Genomic DNA, 8,149 nt, shown 5'->3' on the forward strand with positions numbered 1-8,149 from the left:
CGCGGCTCGGCCGGCGCCCGGCCGAGCTCGGGCGGCACCGCCGGCCGTCCCCACATGGGGCTGGCGGAGCGCCGCATCGCCGCGAGCGTCATCAACCACGGCGTGCCGCGGGCCAACCCCGCGGCCGTCACTCCGCTGGTCGAGCACCTCGACCACCCGGAGGGCGCACGCTGAACCAGATCCGCTCAACGGCGAGCGGTCGCCCGGAAGAACCCGTTCGAGTCCGGTAGGAGAGCCCCCGTCATGCGAACCCCCCCGCACCTGCCCACCAGAACCAGGCGTGACACTCGAGACACCGACACCTCCAGAGGCCGCCGGCACCCGTACGGCCTGCACGAGGTCCCCGTGCAGGCGCCGCCGCGCGGGACCCTCGACCTCCCCGACACCGCTGCTGAGCCCGACGTGTTCGTCGAGCAGCGGCTGCTCGGCATCAGGGAGATGTCCAACCAGGCCATCGGCTCCATCGACGACCTGCTCCAGCACACCGCGTGAGCCGAAAGAGGAGAGTCATGCAGGAATTAGAGCGACTGGAGCTGAGGTCGCACGAGGTCGGGGGCCACCACCCGCGCTCCGTGGCGGGAATCGACGCGCCGCGCAGCCTCGACGAGGTACGCGCGCTCGTACGGCGGGCCACGGCGTCCGCGCGCCGCCTCTACCCGATCAGCACCGGCAGGAACTGGGGCATGGGCTCGGCCATGCCGGTCACCGACGACAACCTGGTCGTCGACCTGAGCGGCATGAACCGCATCCGCAGCCTCGACCTGGAGGCCGGCTACGCGGTCATCGAGCCGGGAGTCACTCAGGCGCAGCTCTCCGAGGTGCTGCGCGACACCCCGTGGATGCTGAACGTCACCGCCTCCTGCGCCGACACCTCCGTCGTCGGCAACGCGCTCGACCGCGGCGACGGCTGCTTCCGCTCGCGGGTCCACGACGTCGCCGGGATCGAGGCCGTGCTCGCCGACGGCAGCGTGGTCACCACCGGCGGGCTCGACCCGGTGGGGCGCTACCACGGCCGGGTCGCCGGGCCCGACCTGACGCCCGCGTTCGTCCAGCACAACCTGGGCATCGTCACCGCCATGGCCGTCGCCCTGGTGCCGCGCCCGCAGACCATCGCCCTCGTGCACGGCCGCTTCCAGCGCGACCAGGTCGGTACGGCGATCGGCGCGATGACCGGCTTCCTGCGGCGCGGCAACCCGGCCGACGGGCTGCTGCGCGTGCGCGAGCTGTCGCTCACGCCGAGCCACGGCGACTGGAGGCTGCCCAAGGGGGTCGACCCGAGCCTGTTCAGCATCCTCGGGCCGCTCCTGGGCAGCGACGCCACCGTGGAGCTGGCCGAGGAACTGCTCCGCAAGGCGCTCATCGAGGTCGAGGGTGCCGAGGCGCTGCGCGTGGTGGACGCCGCCGAGGTGGCACCCAGTGACCCGCTCTACGTGAGGGCGCTCATGGCGCAGGGCATCCCCACCTGCCTGGGCGTGCGCAACGCGCTCGGCGTGACCTCGTGTGACCAGATCGACGAGGGCAAGATGGGCTTCCTGGCGCTGATGCCGCTGATGCCCATGCACGCGCGACGGACCGAGCACATCCTGGCCGCACTCCAGACGGCCGTGGACGCGCACAGCACCGCCCTCATGGTCGAGTGGAACCTCGTCAGCCGGCACATGGCCAACGGCGTCATCCAGATCTTCTTCGACCGGGGCGCGCCGGACGCCCCCCACCGCGCCCACCAGCTCCGCAACGACGGCAACTGCCTGTTGCGCGGGCACGGGTGCGCCATCTACCGCTCCGACATCGACCACGCCGCGGCCGACGTGTGGTCGGAGACCAGCACCGCCAGCCTCGGCATGCTCCACCGGCTCAAGACCGCTCTCGACCCGGACGGCCTGCTCTCTCCCGGCCGTTACGGCGCCTGACCAACCGGACTTCGAACGATCTGTCCCGACTCCGCCGGTCGCACAGCCGGAGCGTGCCGGTCGGCGGAGACCACTCATAGCTTGGAGGTGACCACGTGCGTTCGTCACCAGCGCGGGGGACGAGCACCGTAGACCGCCGTCACGCAGTGATGCTGCGGCTGGTCGGCGCGGGTGTCATGTTGACGGTGATGGCCGACACCACGGCCACCACCCTGGCAGTCGGAGTCCTGCGGTATACACCCGCCGGCGCCGCCATGCCGCTGGGCGACCTGGTCTGGCTGACCAGCGCGGCGTTCATCCCGATCGCGGCGCTGCTGGCCACCGCGGGCCGCTGGGCGGACCTGTGCGGCCGGCGGCGGGTGCTGGCCGTCGGGCTCGTGGTGTTCGTGCTGGGCGGGATCGCCACCGTCCTGGTGGACTCCTGGTCGTACGTCCTGGCGGCGCGGGCCGTCCAGGGCGCCGGCGCCGCGGCGATGATCCCGGCCAGCCTCGGGCTGCTGCTCGGGGAGCTGCCGGAGTCCCAGCGGCGCGGCGCGATCGCGCTGTGGAGCTCGGCCTCCGGGCTGGGCTGCCTGCTCATGCAGGCGGGCGGCGGCTGGCTGGCCGCCACCGTCGGCTGGCGGTCGCTGTTCGTCCCCGACGTCGTGATCGGCGTCGCGCTCCTGATCGCCTGCGTCGGGCTTCCGCCGGGTAGGCGCGCCGGGGCCAGGGGAGTGCCGGACATGCTGGGCGCGTGGCTGCTCGCCGCGGGCATCGCGGTCATCGTGCTGGCCATCTCCAAGGCGATGGCCTGGGGCATGGACGTGGTGTGGCTGGCGCTGGCCGCGCTGGCCCTGCTGGGCGGCGCGCTCGCGCAGGCCAAGCACCACCGCCTGCCCGCGATCGACCTGGCCCTGTGGCGGCGCCCCAGGTTCGTCTGGGGCTGGCTGGCGACCTGGGGCTTCGGCGCTCTGTCGTACGGCCTGCTGACCGTGCAGCCGCTGTACCTGCTCCACCTGGGCTACCCCATGCTCGAAGTGGCCATGTGGCTGACGCCCACGTCGGTGGCGGTCGTCGTGACGAGCTTCCTGGCCGGGCGCCTCGTCAAGCGGGTCGGCGCGTACGGCCTGATCTACGCCGGCTCGCTGCTCTGCGGCGGCGCCTGCGTGCTCGTGCTGACCCAGGCCGGGCCCACCGTGTGGGGCCTGGTCGCCAGCGTCGTGGTCGGCGTCGGCGTCGGCGCGCTCGCGCCCGGCACCTCCGTCGCCACCACCCTGGCCGCCCGTCCCCACCAATACGCCTCCGCCGTCGGCGCGGCCACCATGGCGCGCATGGTCGGCGGCGCCGTGGGTGTCGCCGTCGTGTCGGTCGTCATCGATCACCCGTTCATGACCGGCCCCTTCGCCGGTCTGGCGGGCGCGCTCGCGCTGTGCGTGGCCATTTCGGTGCTGATCGGCGCACTGGCCCTCACCAAGATCACCCGGCTGCGGACCGACCCGGGCGACGTCATGATCAAGGTGCCGCGCCGGATGCTGCTGGAGTTGCGCATGACCCTCGCCACCGTGGCGGCGGAGGCCGACGCGTTGCTGCCTGTCGAGACCCGCACACCACCCATGGACACCGCTGCGGACCCCGCCATGGACCTCGCCATGGACCCCGCCATGGACGCTGTCCCGCGGCAGCGAGCGGCCGAGCCGGGCCCGCTCGCCTCCACCCGCGGGCACACGAACTAGTTCAACCATTCGAAAGGGCTCTCGTCATGGCAACCACATCGTGCGACGTAGCCATCGTCGGCGCCGGACTCGGCGGCTGCTTCCTCGCCTTACTGCTGAGCCGCCGCGGCCAGCGCGTCGTCGTCATCGAGCAGGGACCCTCGGTCCCCAGCGCGGGCGCCGACTTCCTCAAGCCCCCCGGGCTCCGGGTTCTCGCCCGGCACGGGCTGGCCGACCTCGCCGGACGCCATGGCCTCAGGCGCGACGTCATCCGCTACTACCACGACGGCGACCCCATCCAGGACTGCCGCTTCCCGGACGGGTTCCTCATCCGCCCCTACCGGGAGCTGGTCGAGCTCATCTACACGTGCTGCGCCATGGAGGGCGTCGACTTCTGGTTCGACGCGAGCATCGACGACATCGCGATGGATGACGGCCGCGTCGAAGAACTGGCGCTGTCGAACGGGCGGCGGCTGCGGGCCGGCGTCGTGATCGGCGCGGACGGCACCAAGTCGGCCGTGCGGCAGACGCTCGACATCGAGCCGTGCACAGTGCCGTACGAGCGGGTGGTGATGCGGGTGGCCACCGTGCCGCTGACCGCCAGCATCGCGCAGCTCAACCGGCTGTACTTCAGCTCGGACGGCTGGTTCACCTACTTCTATCCGCTCAGCAGGGACCAGGCCAGGGTGTTCGTCGGCCTGCCCCCGGAGGACGACAAGGAGATCTTCCAGGACGGCATCCCGGCGCTGGTCGACGCGCTGAAGAAGTTCGTCACCGACAGCTCGGACGCCTTCGACTCGCTCCAGTCCGCGACCTGGCAGCGGATCAAGGTCTCCTCGCTGCGGCTGGGTGCGTACCACAAGGGCAACGCGGCGCTGCTGGGCTCGGCCGCGTTCGCCTGCCACCCCATGACCGGGATGGGCATGAGCTACACGCTCCACGACGCGGAGATCCTGGCCGACGTCATCTGCGCGGCCGGCGGCGACAAGGAGCTGCTCGACCGGCTGCTGTCCGCCCACTACGAGCCTCGCAAGCACGCCCACGGCCAGCTCATCGACTACGGGGACGCCCTGATCGCCACCTTCCGCGACCGGGACGCCTATCTCGCCGCCTTCCGACCGGACCTGCACGTCTACGGCGAGGCCGCCATGCCGGCGACGGAGCTGCCGGCCCTGCAGCCGATCTGAGCAGCCGATCTGAGCCGGCGCCCCCGCCGCCCGCCATTCCCCACCAGGTGAGGTCGTCCAGTGCCACGCTGAGTGCGGTGGCCGACCCTGTCCCCAGGCGGCGGGGGCAGCCTTTTGGTAGGGCCAGCCTTACCAAAAGATGGGTGAGCGCGGGAGTTCGCATAGACTCCGCCACAGCGATGCTGATGAGTATTCGCGTTCGGGACTCACCAGCATCGGAGACACACTGTGACTGTGGTCGAAACTCCGCGTAACCGGGCATCGAGGGAGCGGGGCAGCGACTTCGCGAAGCTGTCGCGCCGCATCGCCCAGGCGGGGCTGCTCGACAAGCGGCCAGGCTACTACACGGCCAGGATCGGCCTCGTCGGGGGTCTGTTCGCGGGGAGCTGGGCGCTGTTCGCCGCGGTCGGCGACTCCTGGTGGCAGGTGCTCGTGGCGGTGCTGCTCGCCGTGGCGTTCGCCCAGGTGACGTTGCTGGCCCACGACCTGGCGCACGGGCAGATCTGCCGGTCGCGGCGCATGTCGCGGATCGCCGGGCTGCTGGTGGGCAACCTGGCGATCGGGCTCGGCTACGGCTGGTGGATGGACAAGCACACCCGCCACCACGCCAACCCCAACCACGAGGATCACGACCCCGACGTCTCGCCCGCCGTGCTGCTCTGGTCGGGTAACCAGGCCGAGGCCGCCCGCGGGCTGCCCCGCTTCATCGGGCGCTGGCAGGCGTTCCTGTTCTTCCCCCTGCTCACCCTGGAAGCGCTGAACCTGAAGGTGGCGAGCTTCCGCGGGCTGCGCCGCGAGTCGCTCAAGGGCCGCAAGGCCGAGGGACTGCTGCTGATCGCGCACAACGTGGCCTACCTGGGCGCGGCGTTCCTGGTGCTCTCGCCCGGCAAGGCGCTGGTGTTCCTCGCCGTGCACCTCGCGTGTTACGGGATCTACCTGGGCTGCACGTTCGCGCCCAACCACAAGGGCATGCCGGTGCTCACCGCGGAGGACGAGCTGGACTACCTCCGCAAGCAGGTCCTGACCTCCCGGAACGTGCGCGGCGGCCGGCTGGTCAACACCGCGCTCGGCGGCCTCAACTACCAGATCGAGCACCACCTGTTCCCCAACATGCCCACGGCGAACCTGCGCAAGGCGCAGCCCATCGTCCGCGAGTACTGCGAGTCGATCGGCGTCGAGTACATGGAGTGCGGCCTGGTCGAGTCGTGGGCGCAGGCCATGCGTCACCTGCACGAGGTGGGGCGTCCGCTACGTGTTGGTAGGGTTTAGGCGCAAATAGGTGGATCTGAACGGGTGGGAGATAGGTGGAGGTCGAACAGACAGCACTGCCGGGCATCGGGCTACGACACGATTTCACCACCCGTAAAGGACAACGGGTCGGCGTCGTGTCGCACCGCACCGGCCGCCGGGATCTGGTGATCTACGACGCGGAAGATCCCGACGCCGTGTGCCACGTGGTCAAGCTCAACGACGAGGAGGCCGACGCCCTGGCCGAGCTGCTCGGCGCGCCCCGCATCGTGCAGCGGCTCAACCAGCTGCACCGGGAGGTCGAGGGCCTGGTCAGCGTGCAGTTGCCCATCCCCGTCGGCTCCCCCTACGTCGGGCGGCCCATGGGCGACGCGCGCGTGCGGACCCGTACCAGTGCCTCCATCGTCGCGGTCGTGCGCGCGGGGCAGGTGTTCGCCAGCCCCGGCCCCGAGTTCGTGTTCAGGGCGGGCGACGTCGTGGTCGTCGTGGGCAGCGAGGACAGCACCGCCGACGTGGCCGGCATCCTGGCGGACGGGTAGGACCGCGGGTGCACGAAACCGCGGTTCTGTTTCTCGAGTTCGGTGCTGTTCTACTTGGTCTGGGGGTCCTGGGCGCGCTGGCGCTGCGCGTCGGCATCTCGCCCATCCCGCTCTACTTGATCGCCGGCCTGGCCTTCGGGACCGGCGGTGTGCTGCCGCTGGCCACCAGCGAGGAGTTCATCTCCGTCGGCGCGGAGCTGGGCGTCGTCCTGCTGCTGCTGACGCTCGGCCTGGAGTACAACGCCGACGAACTGGTCACGAGCCTGACGGGCAACGCCCGTGCGGGCATCGTCGACCTGGTGCTCAACGCCGCGCCCGGCGCCATCTGCGCATTATTGCTGGGCTGGGGTCCGGTGGCGGCCGTGGCCATGGCGGGCGTCACCTATGCCACCTCTTCCGGTATCACCGCCAAGGTCCTGTCCGACCTGGGGTGGATCGGTAACCGAGAGACGCCGACCGTACTGTCGCTGCTGGTGTTCGAAGACCTGACGATGGCCGTCTACCTGCCGATCCTGACGACCATGCTGGCCGGGCTGAGCCTGGTGAGCGGGGCCATCTCCGTGGGCATCGCGCTGCTGACCGTGAGCGTGGTGCTGGTCGTGGCCCTGAAGTTCGGGCGGTACATCGAGGCGTTCGTGTCCAGCCCGAACTCCGAGGTGCTGCTGCTCAAGGTGGTCGGACTGGCCCTGCTGGTGGCCGGGCTCGCCCAGCAGTTGCAGGTGTCGGCGGCCGTCGGCGCGTTCCTGGTCGGGATCGCGCTGTCCGGACAGCTCGCCGAGGACGCGCACGCACTGCTCGCGCCCCTGCGCGACCTGTTCGCGGCGGTGTTCTTCGTGTTCTTCGGCTTCCAGACCGACCCGGCCAAGATCCTGCCGGTGGCGGGGCTGGCCGCGCTGCTCGCCCTGATCAGCATGGTCACCAAGCTGCTGACCGGCGCGTACGCGGCCAGGAGGGCGGGCATCGCCAAGGCGGGCCAGGCGCGAGCGGGCATCGCGCTCATCCCGCGTGGCGAGTTCAACATCGTGATCGCGGGCCTCGCGGTGGGCGCGGGCGCGCATCCCGACCTCGGCGCGCTGGCGGCGGCGTACGTCCTCATCCTGGCGGCGTTCGGGCCGCTGGCGGCCAAGCTGGTGCAACCTCTCATCACGGCCATCGCGAAGCGGGCCTGATCCGCTAGTTTGTTCGCATGGCCCAGCCCACTGAGAAGACGATCTGGTCCACGGACTGGGACAGCATCGAGATTTCCGGCGAGAGCTACCGCCGGGTGCTGTTCCAGGACGTGGACATGACCGAACTCGCAGATCACGGCTCCTCGTTCGAGGAGTGCCACTTCAGCAACGTGCGGTTCAACGTGTCGGTGCACGACGACGCCCGCTTCCTCAACTGCACGTTCACGCGGTGCTCGTTCTTCGACGCCACGTTCGACGGGTGCAAGCTGACGGGCAGCATGTTCGACGGCTGCACGTACGGGCTGCTCAAAGTCGAGGGCGGCGACTGGTCGTACGTCAGCCTGCCCAACGCCGACCTGCGGGGGAGCGCCTTCCGCGGCACCCGGCTCCGGGAGGCCGACCTGG

Annotated in this window: 8 protein-coding genes; all 8 read left to right on the forward strand. The window is 70.8% G+C overall.

The features are described from left to right. The first annotated feature begins 243 nt into the window (after positions 1 to 243). Entirely contained in the window at positions 244 to 492 is a 249-nt protein-coding gene (locus AB0J09_RS48250; RefSeq protein WP_360707305.1) for a hypothetical protein, read from the forward strand. Between the two features lie 17 nt (positions 493 to 509). Then, positions 510 to 1,910: an FAD-binding oxidoreductase gene (locus tag AB0J09_RS48255; protein ID WP_360707307.1), complete on the forward strand. Its 1,401-nt coding sequence runs from the start codon at positions 510 to 512 to the stop codon at positions 1,908 to 1,910. A gap of 95 nt (positions 1,911 to 2,005) precedes the next feature. Further along, the gene (locus AB0J09_RS48260) at positions 2,006 to 3,622 is read left to right on the forward strand and encodes an MFS transporter (protein WP_360707310.1); all 1,617 of its coding nucleotides are present in this window, start codon (positions 2,006 to 2,008) and stop codon (positions 3,620 to 3,622) included. Positions 3,623 to 3,648: 26 nt separating this feature from the next. Next, positions 3,649 to 4,788 (forward strand): FAD-dependent oxidoreductase, encoded by a 1,140-nt coding sequence (locus AB0J09_RS48265; RefSeq protein WP_360707313.1) that lies wholly within the window; start codon positions 3,649 to 3,651, stop codon positions 4,786 to 4,788. 228 nt (positions 4,789 to 5,016) lie between these two features. Further along, positions 5,017 to 6,057, forward strand: coding sequence for an acyl-CoA desaturase (locus tag AB0J09_RS48270; RefSeq protein ID WP_360707316.1), 1,041 nt, complete (start codon positions 5,017 to 5,019; stop codon positions 6,055 to 6,057). A 35-nt stretch (positions 6,058 to 6,092) separates the two neighbouring features. Then, complete coding sequence (locus AB0J09_RS48275; protein ID WP_360707319.1) at positions 6,093 to 6,575, forward strand: cation:proton antiporter regulatory subunit; 483 nt, start codon at positions 6,093 to 6,095, stop codon at positions 6,573 to 6,575. An 8-nt stretch (positions 6,576 to 6,583) separates the two neighbouring features. After that, positions 6,584 to 7,744 (forward strand): cation:proton antiporter, encoded by a 1,161-nt coding sequence (locus AB0J09_RS48280; protein ID WP_360707320.1) that lies wholly within the window; start codon positions 6,584 to 6,586, stop codon positions 7,742 to 7,744. Positions 7,745 to 7,761: 17 nt separating this feature from the next. Beyond that, on the forward strand, positions 7,762 to 8,149 hold a 388-nt coding region (locus AB0J09_RS48285), incomplete at its 3' end, for a pentapeptide repeat-containing protein (protein WP_360707323.1).

It is taken from the genome of Nonomuraea sp. NPDC049784 (assembly GCF_040659615.1).
In the GTDB taxonomy this organism is placed as follows: Bacteria; Actinomycetota; Actinomycetes; order Streptosporangiales; family Streptosporangiaceae; genus Nonomuraea.

Coding starts and splice junctions, on each gene's coding strand:
- AB0J09_RS48265 (WP_360707313.1), top strand. CDS start 3,649: ATGGCAACCACATCGTGCGACGTAGCCATCGTCGGCGCCGGACTCGGC.
- AB0J09_RS48250 (WP_360707305.1), top strand. CDS start 244: ATGCGAACCCCCCCGCACCTGCCCACCAGAACCAGGCGTGACACTCGA.
- AB0J09_RS48255 (WP_360707307.1), top strand. CDS start 510: ATGCAGGAATTAGAGCGACTGGAGCTGAGGTCGCACGAGGTCGGGGGC.